Genomic DNA, 16,634 nt, shown 5'->3' with positions numbered 1-16,634 from the left:
GGGGAGGGGTGGGGCGGTCGGTAGGGTCGGGGGATGGAAGCGTTCGGGCCGCTGGCGGAGCGGATCGTGGAGGCGTTGCTGGAGAGTCGGCCCGGGCTGGCCACCTCCGCCGGGGACCACCGGTACGACGACCGGCTGCCCGATCTCTCCGCCGACGCCCTCGCCGCCGACCAGGCGATGCTGAAGGACGCGGCCGACGCGCTCGCGGAGATCGACCCGGACGCGCTCGACCCGGCGGAGAGCGTCGACCACGCGCTGCTCGCCAGCCTCGTCGACCGGGGTCTGTTCGAGGCCACCGAGATCCGCACCCACGAGTGGGATCCGCTGCGCCACAATCCGGGGCCGCTGCTGCACGCCCTGCTGGCCCGTCCCTTCGCGCCGGCCGAGGAGCGCCTGACCAGCCTGGCCGGGCGTCTGTCGGCCGTACCCGATGCGCTGTCGACGGCGCGCGCGACGCTGCGGGACATGCCGCGGGTCCACGCGGAGACGGCGGTCGGGCAGTTCACCGGTACGGCGGCGCTGATCCGCGACGAGGTGCCCGGGCTGCTGGCCGAGGCGCCGGCGTTGCGCGACCGGGTCGGCCCGGCGGCCACCGAGGCGATCGCCGCGCTGGAGGAGTTCGTGGCCTGGCTGCGGCAGGGTCTGGCCGCCGACGCCGGCCCGGGGCGTGACCCCCGGCTGGGCCGGCGGCGCTGGGAGGCGCGGCTGTGGCACACGCTCGACACCGAGCTGAGCGCCGCCGAGGTGCAGCGCCGCGCCTGGGCCAACCTCGACCGGGTCACCGAGGAGATCCGCGCGGCGGCGGTCGAACTGGTCGGTGGTCCGGCCGACGACGAGACGGTACGCCGGGCGCTGGACCTGCTGGCCGCCGAGCGCCCGGACGACGCCACCATCGTCGACCTCGCCTCGGTCACGCTGGACGAGGCGAGTGACTTCGTCCGCCACCACGACCTGGTCAGCATGGTCAGCGACCCGTGTGTCATCCAGGAGATGCCGGAGTTCGCGCGGGGCGTGGCGGTGGCCTACTGCGACTCGCCGGGCCCGCTGGAGACGGCCGACGTGCCGACGTTCTACTGCATCTCGCCCACCCCGGCGGGCTGGCCGGCGCAGCGGGTCGAGTCGTTCTACCGCGAGTACAACGACCACATGATCCGCAACCTGACCGTGCACGAGGCGATGCCCGGGCACTTCCTCCAGCTCGCCCACGCCCGCCGGTACGAGGGCCCGACGCGGGTACGCGCGCTCACCGAGTCGGGCGTGTTCATCGAGGGCTGGGCGGTCTACGCGGAGGAGCTGATGGCCGGGTTCGGCTTCGGCGGGCTGCCGGTGCGGTTGCAGCAGCTCAAGATGCAGCTGCGGATGACCATCAACGCGTTGCTGGACCAGCTCGTGCACTGCGACGACCTGCCCGAGTCCGAGGCGATGGCGCTGATGACCGGTCGCGGCTTCCAGGAGGAGGGCGAGGCGGCCGGCAAGTGGCGGCGGGCGTTGCTCACCTCGACGCAGCTCTCCACGTACTTCGTCGGCTACAGCGAGATGGCCGACATCGCCGCCGCCCGGCCGGACGGGGTGCCGCTGCGGGACTGGCACGACGCGATGCTGGCGCACGACTGCCCGCCGCCGCGCCACCTGCGGACGCTGCTGGGGGTGTGAGGCTCACCGCCGGGCGGCGACCGGCCTGCGGTCACCGCCGGGCGGCGACGGCGTCGATCAGCCAGCGCGACAGGGAGTACGCGGGCGGCAGCTCGGCGGGCAGCGCGCCGGTCGGGAACCAGCGCGCCTCGGTCAGTTCGGTGCCGTCGACGACCGGTTCGGCGGCCGGGTCGGTCGCCTCGGCGGTGAACCCGGCGAGCAGCGTGCCGGGTCCGGACAGCGCCCACGGCTGGCTGTCCACGTACACCGGTCGCCGCAGTGTCAGGCCGACCTCCTCGGCGACCTCGCGGTGCACCGCGGCCTCCAGCGACTCGCCCGCCTCGACGAATCCGGCGACGAGCGCCCACAGCTGCGTCGGTCCCTGCGCGTGGCGGACCAGCAGCAGCTCGTCGGGGCCGTCGGCCGGGCCGGGGCGGGTGATCGCGGTCAGCACCGCGACGGACAGCGGCAGGAACACGGTGAGGTCGCAGTCCGGGCAGTGCCGCGCGGTCTCGCCCGGCACGTCGGCCAGTTCGGCCCGGCACGCGCCGCACCACCTGTGGGTACGCCGCCAGGTGACCACGGCCAGCGCCCGCCCGGCCAGGTCGGTGCGGGGTGCGGGCAGCTCGGCGGCGAGGCCCCGCCAGCTGCGCCACCGGCCGGGCAGCGACTCCGGATCGGCCACCTCGGCCGCCCATGCGGGGATGCCGTCGAGCGTGCCGACCGGGGTCCAGGCGAGGTCGCCGGGCAGCGCGCCGACCCGTAGCGGATGCTCGTCCGGGCCGGTCAGCAGCTTCCGGCCGGCCACCGGCAGCGCCAGGTCGTCGGGCCGAGGCGGCCGCCCGTGATCGGCGGCGGGCAGGAATCCGGTGCCCGGCGGGCGAGCGTCAACGGCCCGGGTCCCGGCGCCGGACGAGGAACCGTCGGCGGCCCGACCTGCGGCACCGGAGGCGGAACCGGCGGGCGGGGTCACGACGTGGACGGGCGGCGGTCCACCACGCCGGCGCCGTCCGGCACCGCGAACGCGGCCGCCTCGACGCTCTCGGTGTAGCGGCTCAGCGTCACCTCGGCGGGCTTGCCGTCGAGCGTGCCGGAGAAGCTGGCCAGCACGCCCTCGTTCGTCACGCAGGCGTTGAAGCGCTCCCCGTCGTGGGTGACGTCGACGCAGGTGGCGTGGCGGCCGGCGAGCGTGGTGTCGCTCTGCTCGATGACCGCCTCCGGCGCGAGCGCGGCGTCGGTGAGCAGCCGGATCACCGCGGGCGGCGTGACCAGGCCCTGCTTGCGCGCCTCGTCGTAGACGATCACCGACGGCTTGCCGGCGGTGAGCACGGGCGGCGAGACGGTGCAGGACGTACGGGCGGCGGTGCTCGCGCACCGGGTCACCGACTCCTGGGTCACCGTGATCTTGCCGCCGGGCCAGGTGTACGTGGACCGTAGCGGCTTGTTGGTCTGCGCGATCGAGGCGGTCCGGCCGCCGTCGATCTGGTAGTCGGCGGCCCAGGTCTGCTCCAGCGCCCGGTCCATCCGCGCGGCGAGGTCGTTGACCAGGTCGGCGCGACCGAGCGCGACGTTCGCGTCGTCCAGGGCCTGACAGCCGGTGACCGAGAGCGACGCGATGACCGAGGCGGCTAGCACGCGGAGAGTCGTCGAGGCGGCAGGCATGATGCCCAGCCTTGTCGATCGACGCAACGTCTCGCAAACCGGTTGCCGGTTGACGACCGGTAATCCGGGAATGTCCGTCTCAGCAAGCGCCTCGGGGGCCGCCCCGAGCGGCGTGCGGCAGGGCGGGGACCGATACGCTGCGTTCAACACCTGCCTCAGCCGCACCGTCGCGGCCCATACGGACCGGAACCATACAAACGAGGAGCGACTCAGTGGCAACCATCGAGGGAATCGTCGCCCGGGAGATCCTGGACTCGCGGGGCAACCCGACGGTCGAGGTCGAGGTCGGGCTCGACGACGGCACGATCGCCCGCGCCGCGGTGCCGTCCGGCGCCTCCACCGGCGCCTTCGAGGCGGTCGAGCTGCGCGACGGTGACAAGGACCGCTACCTGGGCAAGGGTGTCGAGAAGGCCGTCGCCAACATCGAGGACCGGATCGTCGACCAGCTCATCGGCTACGAGGCCAGCGAGCAGCGGCTGATCGACCAGAAGATGATCGACATCGACGGCTCGGACAACAAGGGCGAGCTGGGCGCGAACGCCATCCTCGGCGTCTCCCTGGCCGTGGCGAAGGCCGCCGCCGGCAGCGCCGAGCTGAGCCTGTTCCGCTACCTGGGCGGCCCGAACGCGCACCTGCTCCCGGTGCCGATGATGAACATCCTCAACGGTGGCGCGCACGCCGACTCGAACGTCGACATCCAGGAGTTCATGATCGCGCCGATCGGCGCGCCGACGTTCCGGGACGCGCTGCGCTCGGGCGCCGAGGTCTACCACGCGCTGAAGTCGGTGCTGAAGAAGAAGGACCTGTCGACCGGCCTGGGTGACGAGGGCGGCTTCGCCCCGAACCTGCCCACCAACGCCGCCGCGCTGGACCTGATCGCCGAGGCGGTGGAGAAGGCCGGCTACCGGCTGGGCACCGACATCGTCTTCGCGCTCGACGTGGCCGCCACCGAGTTCTTCGACAACGGCACCTACACGTTCGAGGGCAGCGCCAAGAGCGCCGAGGAGATGAGCAACTACTACACCAAGCTCGCCGGCGACTACCCGATCGTGTCGATCGAGGACCCGCTGGCCGAGGACGACTGGAGCGGCTGGGCCACCCTCACCGCCGCGCTCGGCGACCGCATCCAGATCGTCGGCGACGACCTGTTCGTGACCAACCCGCAGCGCATCGCCCGGGGCATCGCCGAGCAGGCCGCCAACGCGGTGCTGGTGAAGGTCAACCAGATCGGCTCGCTCACCGAGACGCTCGACGCCGTCGACCTGGCCCACCGGGCCGGCTTCAAGTGCATGATGAGCCACCGCTCCGGCGAGACCGAGGACACCACCATCGCCGACCTGGCCGTCGCCACCGGCTGCGGGCAGATCAAGACCGGCGCACCGGCCCGCTCGGACCGGGTGGCCAAGTACAACCAGCTCCTGCGGATCGAGGAGGAGCTGGCCGACGCGGCGCGGTACGCCGGTGCCGGCGCGTTCCCGCGCTACCGTTCGGCCTGAGCGAGCGCTCCGGGGGAGGGGTGTGACGATGCAGCAGCGCCGCACACCGGGTGGCCAGCGGCCCGCCCGTCGGCCGGGGCAGCCCGGCCGGACGGGCGGTGCCCGGGTCCGGTCCACGGCACGCGACAACGGCGTCCGCGCGGAGGCACGCGCCGCCGGCCGGTCACCCGGCGCGTCGCGTGCCACCGACGGCGTACGCTCCGCGAGCCGCCCCGCCGCGGCCCGGCGTACCGCCGCCGGTGGCCCGGTCAAGCGGCTCACCGCACCCCAACCCCGGCGCTTCACCGGGCGCGCCACAGTGCTGTTCGCGGTGCTGATCGCGCTCGCCCTGGCGTACACCTATCCGGTCCGGGTCTACCTGGACCAGCAGGCCGACATCGAGCGGATGGAGGCGGCGCAGGCCGCCCAGCGGGCCGAGATCGACCGGCTCACCGCCGAGGCGGCCAAGTGGAAGGACCCGGAGTACGTCAAGACGCAGGCCCGGGAGCGGTTCTTCATGGGCAAGCCGGGCGAGACGCTGCTCGTGGTGCTCTCCGACCCGGAGGGCGCCGCGAAGGACGCCGGCAAGGGCGCGAAGCCGGGGGCGCCGAAGCCGCCCGAGCCCTGGTACGACACCCTGTGGGGGAGCGTGCGGGCGGCCAACGCCGAGCGCCCCGACAAGTGAGCTTTGATTCGAGAGGCAATTCCTTGAGCGTCGTACCACCGCAGGAGCCGGCGGCGAATTCCGTACCCCCGCCGGAACGCCAGCCGGCCACCGAGGCCGACCTGGCCGCGGTGGCCGCGCAGCTCGGACGCCCGCCGCGCGGCACCCGCGCGGTGGCCCACCGGTGCCCCTGCGGCCTGCCCGACGTGGTGGAGACGACGCCCCGGCTGGCCGACGGCACGCCGTTCCCGACGCTGTTCTACCTGACCTGCCCGCGCGCCACGGCGGCGTGCAGCCGGCTGGAGTCGGCCGGGCTGATGAAGGAGATGGCCGAGCGGCTCGCCGAGGATCCGGAGCTGGCGGCGCGGTACCGGGCGGCGCACGAGGACTACCTGACCCGCCGGGAGGCGATCGGCGAGGTGCCGGAGATCGCCGGCATCTCGGCCGGTGGCATGCCGGGGCGGGTGAAGTGCCTGCACGTGCACCTCGGGCACGCGCTCGCGGCCGGGCCGGGGGTCAACCCGTTCGGCGACGAGACGCTGGCGCTGGTGGAGAAGTGGTGGGCGGCCGGGCCCTGCGTGGACGTGCCAGCGGTCCAGTGAGATGAGCGTCGACGAGATCACTGTGCGCCGGGCCCGCACCACCGACGTGCGCGGGATCCGGCGGCTGGTGGACACCTACACCGACGACCGGCGGCTGCTCAGCAAGGCGACTGTGACGCTGTACGAGGACGTGCAGGAGTTCCGCGTCGCGGTGACGTCGGACGGCACTGTGGTCGGCTGCGGCGCGCTGCACGTCATGTGGGAGGACCTGGCGGAGATCCGGACGGTGGCGGTCGACCCGTCCTGCCGGGGCCACCGGATCGGGCACCGGATCGTCGGTGAGCTGATCGACGCGGCGCGGGAGCTGGGCATCGCCCGGATCTTCGTGCTGACGTTCGAGACCGGCTTCTTCGGCTCGTTCGGCTTCCGCGAGATCGACGGCGCACCCGTCCCGCAGCCCGTCTACGAGCAGCTCCTGCGCTCGTACGACGAGGGCGTGGCCGAGTTCCTGGACCTGGAACGCGTCAAGCCCAACACCCTGGGCAACACCCGCATGCTGCTGCGCCTCTGACCCCGCGCGGGCTGCCGTAGGGTGGGCGCCGTGAGTGCGCGTGTGGCCGCCATCGACTGCGGGACCAACTCGATCCGACTGCTGATCGCCGACCTGCCGGAAGCGTCGGCCGGGGAGACGGCGCCGCTGGTGGACGTCAGCCGGCGGATGGAGATCGTCCGGCTGGGACAGGGCGTCGACCAGACCGGCATGCTCGCCCCGGAGGCGATCGAGCGGACCCGGGTGGCGCTCGCCGACTACGCGGCCGAGATCGAGAAGTCCGGCGTCGAGCGGGTACGCATGTGCGCCACCTCGGCCTCCCGCGACGCCTCCAACGCCGCCGACTTCCGCGCCATGGTCGAGCGCACGCTCGGCGTACCGCCCGAGGTGGTGACCGGCGACGAGGAGGCACGCCTGTCGTTCACCGGCGCGGTGCGCGGCCTGCCCGCCGACGCCGAACCGCCGTACCTGGTGGTCGACATCGGCGGCGGCTCGACCGAGTTCGTCGTCGGCACCCGCGCCGACGGCGTGCGCGGCGCGATGTCGGTGGACATCGGCTGCGTCCGGATGACCGAACGGCACCTGCACGGCGACCCGCCGACCCCGGCGCAGATCGCCGCCGCCGAGGCCGACATCGCCGCCGCCGTCGACCGCGCGCTCGCCGCCGTGCCCGGCCGCGAGGCCGCCACGCTGGTCGGGCTCGCCGGTTCGGTCACCACAGTGGTCGCCCTGGCCGAAGGGCTCCGGGAGTACGACCCGAGCCGCATCCACCACGCCCGGGTCTCGTACGAGCAGGTGGCCGAGGTGACCGCCGACCTGCTCGGCAAGAGCAGCGAGCAGCGGCTGGCGTACCCGGTGATGCACCCGGGACGGGCCGACGTGATCGGCGCGGGCGCGCTGGTGCTGCGAGTGATCATGGAGCGGGCCGGGATGCCCTCGGTGGTCGCCTCCGAGCACGACATCCTCGACGGCATCGCCTGGAGCCTCGCCTAGCCCTCCGGCTGCCTTCTCGCGGCGGTGATCAAGGAGTTCGTGTCCGGTCGTGGCGCCCGTGAGGACGCCGACTCCTTGGTCGACGAAGAAGGGCCGGGCGGGTTGCCTGTTCGACGCCACCGCCGACCTGCTGCGCGCCAACCCGAATCCGGCCGACCTGTTCGACCGTTTCATCGGGTGGACAGCTCGCCTGTTGGTGCTGTGTCGTTGACGGTAGTACGCAATGCGCACTAGTGTGCTGAGCGTGGATACCACGCAGCTCCTCAAGGGCGTGCTCGACCTGGCGGTGCTCGCCGTGCTCAAGGACGAGGACGGATACGGCTACGACATCCTGCGGCGGCTGCGCGAGGCCGGCCTCACCGAGGTCGGCGACGCCTCGGTCTACGGCACGCTGCGTCGGCTGTTCGCGGCCGGCCTGCTCACCACGTACGTGGTGCCGAGCGAGTCCGGGCCGCACCGCAAGTACTACTCGCTGAACACCGCCGGGCGTGACCAGCTCGCCCGCTCCGGCAAGACCTGGCGCTCGTTCGCCACCACCATGGACGCACTGCTCGACGATCGGGGGATGGCGGCATGACCGTCACTGGGCAGGAGATCACGGACTACGTCGACCGGGTGCGCGCGGCGCTCGCCGACCTGCCGCCGGGGGTCCGCGACGAGCTGACCGAGGACCTGCCGGAACACCTCGCCGAGGTGGCCGCCGAGGGCGACGGCGCGCTCGTGGACCGGCTGGGCACCCCCGAGGCGTACGCGGCCGAGCTGCGTGCCGCCGCCGGCGCCGGGGAGGGGCGGCGACCGGCGCGCTTCCACCGGCTGGCCGAGGCGCGGGAGCAGGCGGCCACGCAGATCCGCCTGCTCGACCGCCAGCTCGGCCCGGTGCTCGGGCACGAGACGGTGAGCGACTTCCTGCGTCCGCTGCGCCCGGCCTGGTGGCTGGTGCGCGGCTGGCTGGCCGCCCTGGTCGTGGCGTGGATGGTGGACGGCCGGTCCGGCCTGGTGCCCCGGCTGGGCGGCAACACCTCCATGGGGCTGTTGCTGCTCATCGGCGCGATCGTCGCGTCCATGTGGTGGGGTCGCCGCTCGGCCGGGATCGCCGGGTGGCGGCGACAACTGCACCAGATCACCACCGCCGCGCTGCTGTTGTTCTCCTTCGCCGTGCTGGTGCAGGTGGACGAGCGCGCCGACACCGACGTCTACCGCGATTACGAGCAGACGTCGGTGGACCACCGGTACGACCGGATCGAGGACGTCTTCGTCTACGACCAGCAGGGGCGGCTGATCCGCGACGCGCAGCTGTTCGACCAGAACGGCGTGCCGATCCGGCTGGGCTGGCCGAACTGCCTCGACTCGTCCGGCGCCGTGCCCGCGCCCCGCAACGCCTACCCGTACTGCCTGGACCGGGCCCCGTTCGGCGCGCCGGCCTCGCCGTCGATCGCCCCGCCGGCACCCGCACCCACAGGCAGCGCCACCCCGACCGCGCCCACCCCGACCGCGCCCACCACCAGCGCTTCCCCGGAACCCACGCCAACGCGCTAGAGCACGCGATCCCGCGAGATCTTGGTACGAAACGGCCCTCATAGGCCGGATTCCTCCAAGATCTCGCGGGATCCGCTGTCAGGCGATTGCGGCGATGTCACCGTCGTCGAAGTAGATCGCCTGGTGGAGCCGGCCACCCAGCGCTGTGGCGAACCGGGCCACCACTTCCTGGCCGGAGATCTTTCCCTGCTCGATCTGGGAGACCCGTCCCTTGGTGACGCCCATCCGGTCGGCGACCTGCTGCTGGGTCAGGCCGCGCGCTCGCCGTACCTCCGCGAGGCGGTGACCGATGACCTCGGCGAGGAGTGCCTGCTTACCCGTGTGTAACTGTCCGGCAGGTCGACAGGAGGTGAATGCCACTGTTGTTCCGTCTTCCCCGGGCCGGTGACCGCGTGGCACGCTACCGGCACGTAGCAGCCAACTGGGCGACCAGCCAATGATGACTGACCGCTAGGAGGACGGGCCCATGGGCGAGATGGTGAGCTTCACCGGCAACGGGGGGACGAGCGAGGGGTATCTCGCGATACCCTCCGGCGGTGCGGCCAGCCCGGCGGTCATCGTCATCCAGGACTGGTGGGGACTGGTGCCCCACGTCCGGGCCGTGGTCGACCGCTTCGCCGAGGCCGGCTTCGTCGCCCTCGCGCCGGACTTCCGGCACGGCGGGCCGGCCGTGAAGCCGACCGAGCCGCGGCTGATGCTGAACAGCTCCCAGATGGACGAGGCGGCGAGCGACATCGCGGCCGCCGCCGAATACCTGGCGAGCCGGTCGGAGGTCGCCGGCAAGGTGGGCTGTGCCGGGTTCTGCGCGGGCGCCAGCCTGGCCCTGTGGTCCGGCACGTTCTCCGAGCGCATCGTGGCCACCGCCGGGTTCTACCCGCGCCTGCCCTGGGAGGGCATGGCCACCGACTGGGCCGACTACGCGGGGAAGGCCGCGCTCATCCACTGCTCCGAGGCCGACGGCCTGTCCGCCGCCGACGGGGTGCAGAGCGTACGCCGGTCCATCGAGTCCGCCGGTGGCACCTGCCAGACGTTCGACTACCCGGGCACCGCGCACGCGTTCTTCAACGAGGACCGGCCCGAGCACTTCGACCAGCGGGCCGCCGCGACCGCCTGGGCCCGCACGCTGGAACTGTTCCGGGCGAAGCTTGGCTGAGTCGCGTACCCCGCAGGACGTGGTCGCCCGCGCCGCGCGGGCGGCCGACCTGGCCGACCTCGACGGCGCGGTCAGCGACTGTTTCGCCTGCCCGCGCCTGGTGGCGTGGCGGGAGGAGGTCGCCCGGGTCAAGCGGGCCGCGTTCCGCGACCAGGACTACTGGGGACGGCCGGTGCCCGGCCTCGGTCCGCAGGACGCGCGCATCGCGATCCTCGGCCTGGCGCCGGCGGCGCACGGCGGTAACCGCACCGGCCGGATCTTCACCGGGGACCGGTCCGGTGACGTGCTGTTCGCCGCGCTGCACCGCGCCGGGCTGGCGAACCAGCCGACGAGCGTCGCCGCGGACGACGGCCTGACGCTGCGTGACACCCGCATCTTCGCGGCCGTGCGGTGCGCGCCGCCGGACAACAAACCCACCCCGGCCGAGCGGGACACCTGCGCGCCGTGGCTGCACCGCGAGGTCGAGTTGATCCGGCCCACGCTGCGCGTCGTGGTCGCGCTGGGCGCGTTCGCGTGGGCCGCGTGGTGGCCGGTGCTACGCCAGGTGTACGGGCAGCGACCGCCCACGCCGCGACCGGTGTTCGGCCATGGGGCACACTGGTCCGGCGAGTCGGTGCCGGCGTTGCTGGGCTGCTATCACGTCAGCCAGCAGAACACGTTCACCGGACGGCTCACACCGGCGATGCTGGACGACGTGTTCACCCGGGCGAAGCACCTGGCCGGGGTGGACTGAGGAGCACCTGGGGCGGTGGGATGGATTTCGGCGTACTGCGCAGGTGGTGGCCGGTCGCCGCGGTGACGGTGCTGCTCGCGCTCGCCGCGTTCGCCGCCGGTCACTCCGCCATCGGGGCCAGCCGGATCCCGCCCGCCGCCGACACCATCCCGTACGTGCCGGAGTACCCGTCGCCCGAGGCGGTGCCGTCGTACCCGGTGGAACCCCGCGACGTGGGTGAGTCCACGTCGGGCGGTGTGCCCGACTGGCTGGCCACCGCCGCCGTGGCGTTGCTGTTCGCGGCGGTGCTGGGCGCCATCGGGTACGTCCTGTGGAACGTGGTCCGGGGCGCGCTGCGGCGGACGACTCGCGCGGTGCCGGTGCGGCGCTCCCGGCGTACCGCCGAGGGGACCGCCCGCGAGGTGGTGGCCGCGCTCGACGCCGGACTCGTCGAACTGGACGACCGCTCCACCGACCCGCGGACCGCTGTGATCGCCTGCTGGGTACGCCTGGAGGAGGCCGCCGAGGACGCGGGCGTGCCCCGGCACACCGGCGACACCCCGACCGACCTGGTCGCCCGGTTGCTGCGGGGCGACCCGGAGGCCGGCATCCCGGCGATCGCCAGCGCCGACGTGCTCGACGGTTTCGCGCACGTCTACCGGGAGGCCCGGTACGCCACGCACCCGGTCGACGAGCGCACCCGGGACCAGGCCCGCGCCGCGTTGCGGCGGCTGCGCGGCGAGCTGACCAGCCTGGCGGGGGAGGCGTCGTGAGCACCAGCATCGACGACCTGCTCTCGTTCGGCGAGGAGCCGGCCGGGGAGGCCGAGCGTCCGTCCGGTGGCGGCCGGGCCCGCGCGCTGCTGCGGACCGCCGCGGTCACCGCCGCCGTCGTCGTGGTGGTGTTGGTCGGGCTGCGCGCGGTCGGCCTGAAGGTGCCGATCTGGATCATCGTGGCCGGGGTTCTCGCCGTGCTCGCCGTACGCCGGGTCACCACCGCGCTGTCGCCCCCGCCGCCGCCCCGCGCCGGTGCCCGGGCGCCCGCCGGTGAGGAACCCGGCACCTGGAACTGGTCCGCCCGGGACGCGCTGCGCACCGCGATCAACGGCTGGGAGCGCCCGCTGGACTGGTCCGCCGACAACCGGGAGCGGTTCACCGAACGCATCCTGCCGCGCCTCGGCGAGCTGGCCGACGAACGGCTGCGTCAGCGGCACGGCGTCACCCGTGAGTCCGACCCGGCCCGTGCCCGAGCCCTGCTGGGCGAGCCACTGTGGACGTTCCTCGACACCCCCGTCCGCCGCCCTCCGTCGCCGCGCGACCTCGCGGCGATCGTCGCCGAACTGGAGAAGATCTGATGAACGACGTGGACCGGAGCATGCCCCCCGCCGAGGTGGGCCGGCTCGCCCGGACCGTCCTGGACGCGGTCGGCACCGTCGTGGTCGGCAAGCGGGACGCGCTGGAGCTGGTGCTGGCCGGCATCCTCGCCGGTGGTCACGTGCTGCTGGAGGATCTGCCCGGTCTCGGCAAGACGCTCACCGCGCGTTGCTTCGCGCAGGCGCTCGGGCTGGACTTCCGGCGGCTCCAGTTCACGCCGGACCTGCTGCCCGCCGACGTGACCGGCTCGTTCCTCTACGACCAGAGCAGCGGCGACTTCGCCTTCCGGGCCGGGCCCGTGTTCACCAACCTGCTGCTCGCCGACGAGATCAACCGGACGCCGCCGAAGACGCAGTCGGCGCTGCTGGAGGCGATGCAGGAGAAGCAGGTCTCGGTGGAGGGCGTGACCTACCGGCTGGACGAGCCGTTCCACGTGCTCGCCACCGCCAACCCCATCGAGTACGAGGGCACGTACCCGCTGCCGGAGGCGCAGCTCGACCGGTTCCTGCTGCGGGTGTCGTTCGGCTACCCCACCCACGACGAGGAGTGGGACGTGCTGCGCCGCCGTATCGCCCGCCGCCGCGAGGAGGCGGAGATCAAGCCGGTGGTGGACGCCGCCACGCTGCGCGCCATGCAGGCCGCGCTGGAGGACGTGGTGGTCGAGGACTCGGTCGGCCGGTACATCGTGGCGCTCACCGCCGCCACCCGGGAGCACCCGTCGGTGCTGGTCGGCGCGTCCCCGCGCGGCTCGCTGGCGCTGCTGCTGCTGTCCCGGGTACGGGCGGTGCTCGCCAACCGCGACTACGTCGTTCCGGAGGACGTCAAGGCGGTGGCGGCGCCCGCGCTGGCGCACCGGATCACGCTGCGGCCGGAGATGTGGCTGCGCCGGGTCGACCCGTCGTTCGTGGTCGGCGAGGTGCTGGAGTCGACGCCCGCACCGGCCAGCGGCGCGCTGCCCAGCTACGCCGCCGGACGCTGATGGACCGGGCCGACGCGGCGAGCGGCTGGGCGCCCACCTGGGCGCTCGGCCGGGCCGTGCTGCTCACCGGCGTGCTGCTCGTCGCCGCCGTCCTGCTCGGCCGCATCGACCTGGTGGTGCTCGCCACACCGTTCGCGCTCGGGACCGCGTACGCGCTGCGCCGCCGCCCCGCCGCGCTGCCCGAGCTGGAACTCGGTGTCGGGGACACCCACCTGGTCGAGGGCGCGCCGCTGGCCGCCACCGTCGCGGTGGCCAACCCCGACCTGATCGGGTACGACCTGACGGTGGTCCGGACCCGGATGTCGCGCTGGCTCCGGGTGGAGCAGGTCGGCTTCGGCGGCGCCGGGCTGGACGTGAGCCGCTCCGGCGGCGCCGACCGCCCGTTCGTCACCTCCGTACCCCGGGGCAGCGCCGTCGACCTGGAACTGACCGGCACCGCCCTGCGGTGGGGACGGCACCCGATCGGCCCGGCCGGGGTCCGGGTCGCCGCCGCCGACGGGCTGCTGGTCTCCCGCGCGGTGATCACCGAGCCGATCCGGGCCCGGGTCTATCCGCGTACCGAGCCGTTCGACGCGGTCGAGGCGATGCCCCGGGCCGCCGGGCTGGTCGGCGCGCACCGCTCGCGGCGGCCGGGCGAGGGCGGCGAGCTGGCCGGCGTACGCGTCTTCGCGCCCGGCGACCGGCTGCGCCGGATCGACTGGCGGGTGTCGCTGCGGGCCCGTCAACTGCACGTCGCGGCGACGCTCTCGGACCGGGACGCCGAGGTGGTGGTGCTGCTGGACGTGCTGGCCGAGGCGGGCCGCTCCGGTGGCGTGAACGGGACCGCGTCGGTGCTGGACACCACGGTCCGGGCCGCCGCCGCGATCGCCGAGCACTACCTGCACCGCGGCGACCGGGTGTCGATGCTGGAGTACGGGCCGGCCGCGCGCCGGCTGCGTCCGGCCACCGGGCGGCGGCAGTATCTGACCGTCCTGGAGTGGCTGCTCGACGTGCAGGCCGAGTCGTCCCCGCACGAGCCGTACGACCAGGTCTTCGGCCCGCAGGTGCTCTCCTCGGACGCGCTCGTGGTGGTGCTCACCCCGCTGCTCGACGAGCGGTCCGCGCAGATGCTGGCCCGGCTGGCCCGTGGCGGGCGGTTCGTGGTGGCGGTGGACACGCTGCCGGCTGAGCTGCCGATGCCGAAGGAACGGGGCTGGGCCGAGGTCGCGTACCGGCTGTGGCGGCTGGACCGGGACACGATGATCGGCCAGCTCCGCGAGCACGGGGTGCCGGTGGTGCGCTGGGCCGGCGCCGGCAGCCTCGACGAGGTGCTGCGCGATGTGGCCCGGCTGGCGACCGCCCCGAAGGCAGGCATGAGATGACGGACGCCCTGGTGGAGCGGGTGCGGGCGCTGCGGTACGCCGCCGCCCGGGTCAGCCCGCTGCCGCTGCTCGTACGCGGCGGCATCTTCCTCGTCGTGCTGGCGGGCTTCCTGCTCGCGTACCCGGTGCAGGCCCTGACCGCGCGCTCGCTGCTGGCCCTGACGGTGGCCGCGGTGCTGCCGGCGGTCGGGCCGCGCCGGATCTGGCCGACGTTCACCGCGCTCGTGACAGTCGGCGGCTGGCTGCTGGCCACGCTCGGCTTCGACCGGCCGCCGGCGCTGTGGCGGCTGCTCGCCGTGGCGACGCTGCTCTACCTGGCGCACTCGCTCTGCGCGCTCGCCGCGCTGCTGCCCTACGACGGGCTGATCGACCCGGACGTGGTGCTGCGGTGGCTGGGCCGCGCGGGTGGCGTGGTGCTCGCCAGCGCCGTGCTCGGCGTGGTGCTGGCGTGGCTCGGGGGAGTGGGCGGTACGGACGGCTCGCAGGTCGCGACAGTCGTGGGACTGCTGGTGGCGGTGGGGCTGAGCGCGCTGCTGGGCTGGCTGCTCCGGCGCAGGTGACGCGGCGCTCCGGGGACGTTGCGCAGGTCACACGGGTTGTGCTCCGTCACAGAAGGGGGTCTCGCGCGGGATTACCCGAAGCACCCGGGGAAAGATAGATGACGTGAACCCGAAGCGGATCCTTGTCGTGGGTGCCGGTCACGTGGGCCTGTACGCCGCTCTGCGCCTGTCCAAGAAGCTGAGCAGGCGTGAGGCCGAGGTCATCGTCGTCGACCCGCAGCCGCACATGACGTACCAGCCGTTCCTCCCGGAGGCATCGGCGGGCAACATCTCCCCTCGGCACGCTGTGGTGCCGCTGCGGCGGGAGTTGCGCAAGTGCACCGTGGTGGCGGGCACCGTCACCCGGATCGACCACGACCGCATGACCGCCGTGGTGCAGCCGATCAGTGGCCCGGCCCGGGAGATCCGGTACGACCACGTGGTCGTCGCCCCCGGCTCGGTCTCCCGCACCCTGCCGATCCCCGGCCTGCACGAGAACGGCATCGGGTTCAAGACCATCGGCGAGGCCATCTTCCTGCGCAACCACGTGCTGGACCGGCTCGACGTGGCGGCCTCCACCACGGACCCGGCGGTCCGCAGCCGTGCGCTGACGTTCGTCTTCGTGGGCGGCGGCTACGCCGGCATCGAGGCGCTCGCCGAGATGGAGGACATGGCCCGTGACGCGCTGCGCTACTACCCGGAGCTGAAGCCCGAGGACATGCGCTGGGTGCTCGTCGAGGCGACCCAGCGGGTGCTGCCCGAGGTCGACCGGGACATGGGTGCCTACACGGTGCAGCAGCTGATGAAGCGGGACATGGACATCCGTCTGGACACCCGGCTGGAGTCCTGCGTCGACGGTGTGGTGAAGCTCTCCGACGGCGACAGCTTCCCGTCCGACACCATCGTCTGGACCGCCGGTGTGAAGCCCTCGCCGATGCTCGACGCGACGGACTTCCCGCGTGACGAGCGTCGCCGGGTCACCTGCCGGCCGACGCTGCAGATCGTGGACGGCGACCGGGTGGTCGAGGGCGCGTGGAGCGCCGGCGACTGCGCCGCCGTACCGGACCTGACCAAGGAGCCGGGCAACTTCTGCTCGCCGAGCGCCCAGCACGCGGTGCGGCAGGCGGCGCGGATGGCCGACAACATCGCGAACGTGATCCGCGGCCGCGAGCCGGTCGACTACAAGCACAAGCACGCCGGCAGCGTGGCCAGCCTCGGCCTGCACAAGGGCGTGGCGCAGGTCTACGGCATCAAGATGACCGGCTGGCCGGCCTGGTTCATGCACCGGACGTACCACATGTCGCGGATCCCCTCGTTCAACCGCAAGGTGCGCGTGGTGGTCGACTGGACGCTGGCGTTCTTCCTCAAGCGTGAGGTGGTCGCGCTGGGCCAGCTGCACGACCCGCGCGAGGAGTTCGCCGAGGCGTCCGCCCCGCCGGTCGCCGCGCGCGTCTGACGAAGCC

At 73.6% G+C, this 16,634-nt stretch carries 20 protein-coding genes; 17 read left to right on the top strand and 3 right to left on the bottom strand.

Going from position 1 to position 16,634, the window contains the following annotated elements:
• The first annotated feature begins 33 nt into the window (after positions 1-33).
• Complete coding sequence (locus M8C11_RS13960; protein ID WP_252449825.1) at positions 34-1,653, top strand: DUF885 domain-containing protein; 1,620 nt, start codon at positions 34-36, stop codon at positions 1,651-1,653.
• A gap of 31 nt (positions 1,654-1,684) precedes the next feature.
• Here the strand turns inward: M8C11_RS13960 and M8C11_RS13955 are convergent, their stop codons facing one another.
• The gene (locus M8C11_RS13955; RefSeq protein ID WP_252449824.1) at positions 1,685-2,440 is read right to left on the bottom strand and encodes an NAD(+) diphosphatase; all 756 of its coding nucleotides are present in this window, start codon (positions 2,438-2,440) and stop codon (positions 1,685-1,687) included.
• 161 nt (positions 2,441-2,601) lie between these two features.
• Positions 2,602-3,294: a hypothetical protein gene (locus tag M8C11_RS13950; RefSeq protein ID WP_252449823.1), complete on the bottom strand. Its 693-nt coding sequence runs from the start codon at positions 3,292-3,294 to the stop codon at positions 2,602-2,604.
• A 212-nt stretch (positions 3,295-3,506) separates the two neighbouring features.
• On the opposite strand from M8C11_RS13950, the gene eno reads away from it, so the two are divergent.
• Genes eno through M8C11_RS13910 form a run of 8 tightly spaced genes read left to right on the top strand, consistent with a single transcriptional unit; the run spans position 3,507 to position 9,054 of the window.
• Complete coding sequence (gene eno / locus M8C11_RS13945; protein WP_013284093.1) at positions 3,507-4,790, top strand: phosphopyruvate hydratase; 1,284 nt, start codon at positions 3,507-3,509, stop codon at positions 4,788-4,790.
• 28 nt (positions 4,791-4,818) lie between these two features.
• On the top strand, positions 4,819-5,454 hold the full coding sequence (locus M8C11_RS13940; protein WP_030271266.1) for a septum formation initiator family protein: 636 nt from the start codon (positions 4,819-4,821) through the stop codon (positions 5,452-5,454).
• 23 nt (positions 5,455-5,477) lie between these two features.
• Entirely contained in the window at positions 5,478-6,035 is a 558-nt protein-coding gene (locus tag M8C11_RS13935; RefSeq protein WP_252449822.1) for a DUF501 domain-containing protein, read from the top strand.
• A 1-nt stretch (position 6,036) separates the two neighbouring features.
• The gene (locus M8C11_RS13930; RefSeq protein WP_252449820.1) at positions 6,037-6,546 is read left to right on the top strand and encodes an amino-acid N-acetyltransferase; all 510 of its coding nucleotides are present in this window, start codon (positions 6,037-6,039) and stop codon (positions 6,544-6,546) included.
• A 42-nt stretch (positions 6,547-6,588) separates the two neighbouring features.
• Entirely contained in the window at positions 6,589-7,518 is a 930-nt protein-coding gene (locus M8C11_RS13925) for a Ppx/GppA phosphatase family protein (RefSeq protein WP_252449833.1), read from the top strand.
• Between the two features lie 49 nt (positions 7,519-7,567).
• Entirely contained in the window at positions 7,568-7,729 is a 162-nt protein-coding gene (locus tag M8C11_RS13920; RefSeq protein WP_252449834.1) for a hypothetical protein, read from the top strand.
• 33 nt (positions 7,730-7,762) lie between these two features.
• Positions 7,763-8,095 (top strand): PadR family transcriptional regulator, encoded by a 333-nt coding sequence (locus M8C11_RS13915; protein ID WP_252449819.1) that lies wholly within the window; start codon positions 7,763-7,765, stop codon positions 8,093-8,095.
• Positions 8,092-9,054 (top strand): hypothetical protein, encoded by a 963-nt coding sequence (locus M8C11_RS13910; protein ID WP_252449818.1) that lies wholly within the window; start codon positions 8,092-8,094, stop codon positions 9,052-9,054. Before M8C11_RS13915 ends, M8C11_RS13910 begins: the two co-directional genes overlap by 4 nt.
• A gap of 78 nt (positions 9,055-9,132) precedes the next feature.
• Here the strand turns inward: M8C11_RS13910 and M8C11_RS13905 are convergent, their stop codons facing one another.
• The gene (locus M8C11_RS13905) at positions 9,133-9,414 is read right to left on the bottom strand and encodes a helix-turn-helix transcriptional regulator (RefSeq protein ID WP_308212741.1); all 282 of its coding nucleotides are present in this window, start codon (positions 9,412-9,414) and stop codon (positions 9,133-9,135) included.
• A gap of 106 nt (positions 9,415-9,520) precedes the next feature.
• On the opposite strand from M8C11_RS13905, the gene M8C11_RS13900 reads away from it, so the two are divergent.
• The 8 genes from M8C11_RS13900 (at position 9,521) to M8C11_RS13865 (ending at position 16,627) form a co-directional block, all read left to right on the top strand.
• Positions 9,521-10,207 (top strand): dienelactone hydrolase family protein, encoded by a 687-nt coding sequence (locus M8C11_RS13900; RefSeq protein WP_120571597.1) that lies wholly within the window; start codon positions 9,521-9,523, stop codon positions 10,205-10,207.
• 19 nt (positions 10,208-10,226) lie between these two features.
• Positions 10,227-10,940 (top strand): uracil-DNA glycosylase, encoded by a 714-nt coding sequence (locus M8C11_RS13895; RefSeq protein ID WP_252449832.1) that lies wholly within the window; start codon positions 10,227-10,229, stop codon positions 10,938-10,940.
• Positions 10,941-10,960: 20 nt separating this feature from the next.
• On the top strand, positions 10,961-11,692 hold the full coding sequence (locus M8C11_RS13890) for a DUF4129 domain-containing protein (RefSeq protein ID WP_252449817.1): 732 nt from the start codon (positions 10,961-10,963) through the stop codon (positions 11,690-11,692).
• Positions 11,689-12,273, top strand: a complete 585-nt coding sequence (locus M8C11_RS13885; protein ID WP_121684827.1) for a hypothetical protein — start codon at positions 11,689-11,691, stop codon at positions 12,271-12,273. Before M8C11_RS13890 ends, M8C11_RS13885 begins: the two co-directional genes overlap by 4 nt.
• Positions 12,273-13,271: a MoxR family ATPase gene (locus M8C11_RS13880; protein WP_121684826.1), complete on the top strand. Its 999-nt coding sequence runs from the start codon at positions 12,273-12,275 to the stop codon at positions 13,269-13,271. The genes M8C11_RS13885 and M8C11_RS13880 overlap by 1 nt, the downstream gene beginning before the upstream one ends.
• A complete protein-coding gene (locus M8C11_RS13875) occupies positions 13,271-14,632 on the top strand; it encodes a DUF58 domain-containing protein (protein WP_252449816.1) in 1,362 nt (453 codons plus the stop codon). The genes M8C11_RS13880 and M8C11_RS13875 overlap by 1 nt, the downstream gene beginning before the upstream one ends.
• Positions 14,629-15,192 carry a hypothetical protein gene (locus M8C11_RS13870; RefSeq protein WP_252449815.1) on the top strand — a complete coding sequence of 188 codons (564 nt, stop codon included), beginning with the start codon at positions 14,629-14,631 and terminating at the stop codon, positions 15,190-15,192. The genes M8C11_RS13875 and M8C11_RS13870 overlap by 4 nt, the downstream gene beginning before the upstream one ends.
• 103 nt (positions 15,193-15,295) lie before the next feature.
• The gene (locus M8C11_RS13865) at positions 15,296-16,627 is read left to right on the top strand and encodes an NAD(P)/FAD-dependent oxidoreductase (RefSeq protein WP_047891391.1); all 1,332 of its coding nucleotides are present in this window, start codon (positions 15,296-15,298) and stop codon (positions 16,625-16,627) included.
• Positions 16,628-16,634: the final 7 nt, after the last annotated feature.

Origin of the sequence: Micromonospora sp. CPM1, from assembly GCF_023896895.1 — a bacterium.
Classification (GTDB): domain Bacteria; phylum Actinomycetota; class Actinomycetes; order Mycobacteriales; family Micromonosporaceae; genus Micromonospora; species Micromonospora tulbaghiae.
Note: the sequence above shows the minus strand (reverse complement) of the source record. Positions and strands in the feature narration are given on the sequence as shown.

Excerpts from the sequence above, each read along its gene's own strand:
- M8C11_RS13960 (WP_252449825.1), top strand. The coding sequence starts at position 34 with ATGGAAGCGTTCGGGCCGCTGGCGGAGCGGATCGTGGAGGCGTTGCTG.
- M8C11_RS13880 (WP_121684826.1), top strand. The coding sequence starts at position 12,273 with ATGAACGACGTGGACCGGAGCATGCCCCCCGCCGAGGTGGGCCGGCTC.
- M8C11_RS13870 (WP_252449815.1), top strand. The coding sequence starts at position 14,629 with ATGACGGACGCCCTGGTGGAGCGGGTGCGGGCGCTGCGGTACGCCGCC.
- M8C11_RS13910 (WP_252449818.1), top strand. The coding sequence starts at position 8,092 with ATGACCGTCACTGGGCAGGAGATCACGGACTACGTCGACCGGGTGCGC.
- M8C11_RS13930 (WP_252449820.1), top strand. The coding sequence starts at position 6,037 with ATGAGCGTCGACGAGATCACTGTGCGCCGGGCCCGCACCACCGACGTG.
- M8C11_RS13875 (WP_252449816.1), top strand. The coding sequence starts at position 13,271 with ATGGACCGGGCCGACGCGGCGAGCGGCTGGGCGCCCACCTGGGCGCTC.
- M8C11_RS13940 (WP_030271266.1), top strand. The coding sequence starts at position 4,819 with ATGCAGCAGCGCCGCACACCGGGTGGCCAGCGGCCCGCCCGTCGGCCG.
- M8C11_RS13950 (WP_252449823.1), bottom strand. The coding sequence starts at position 3,294 with ATGCCTGCCGCCTCGACGACTCTCCGCGTGCTAGCCGCCTCGGTCATC.
- M8C11_RS13890 (WP_252449817.1), top strand. The coding sequence starts at position 10,961 with ATGGATTTCGGCGTACTGCGCAGGTGGTGGCCGGTCGCCGCGGTGACG.
- M8C11_RS13900 (WP_120571597.1), top strand. The coding sequence starts at position 9,521 with ATGGGCGAGATGGTGAGCTTCACCGGCAACGGGGGGACGAGCGAGGGG.